Source organism: Kitasatospora nipponensis, from assembly GCF_039528135.1.
Classification (GTDB): domain Bacteria; phylum Actinomycetota; class Actinomycetes; order Streptomycetales; family Streptomycetaceae; genus Kitasatospora; species Kitasatospora nipponensis.
On sequence record NZ_BAAALF010000853.1, the window covers coordinates 1 to 618 of the forward strand.

At 66.8% G+C, this 618-nt stretch carries 1 protein-coding gene; it reads left to right on the forward strand.

Annotated features, from left to right (window positions below; translation table 11 throughout):
* Positions 1-214: 214 nt before the first annotated feature.
* A complete protein-coding gene (locus tag ABD323_RS43700; protein WP_221503702.1) occupies positions 215-616 on the forward strand; it encodes a VOC family protein in 402 nt (133 codons plus the stop codon).
* The last annotated feature ends 2 nt before the right edge of the window (positions 617-618 follow it).

Here is a 618-nt window from a genome sequence, read left to right on the forward strand (position 1 = left end):
CGGGTACGGACATCGTCGGCCTCACAAGTATCTCGACATCAAGATATCTACTCCCACCCTCGGCCCCAAATCTCTTGATGTCAAGATATTTCTTGTCACCCGATCGGCGTGAGATCGACACCCTCGGACCGCGGGCTCCGCACGGCGACCCGCTCCGGGCGGGACACCTGGCTAGGGTCGGGATCGATCAGGGCCAAGAGGAGTGGGTGACGCGGTGTCGGCTTTCCCGACCGAGGACATGGAACTGACCCGGCTGCTGGTCGTCACCGACGTCGGCCGGTCGCGCCAGTGGTACGAGCGGGTGCTCGGCGCGACGGTGGAGCGCGAGTACGGGAGCGCGTGCGTGCTGAGGCTGCTGGGCAGTTGGCTGTTGCTGGTCACCGGCGGTGGGCCGACCGAGGACAAGCCGACCGTGACGTTCGCGGCTCCGGACGATCCCGACCGGGTGAGCGCTGAGTTGATCTTCCGGGTGCCCGACTGCCGTGGGGCGTACGAGACTCTGCGTGCGCGGGGTGCGGAGTTCCTCACGCCTCCGGTGGACCGGGGGTACGAGGTGCGGGCGTTCTTCCGCGATCCGGACGGTCACCTCTTCGAGATCAGCGAGGTTCCGGGCTAGAG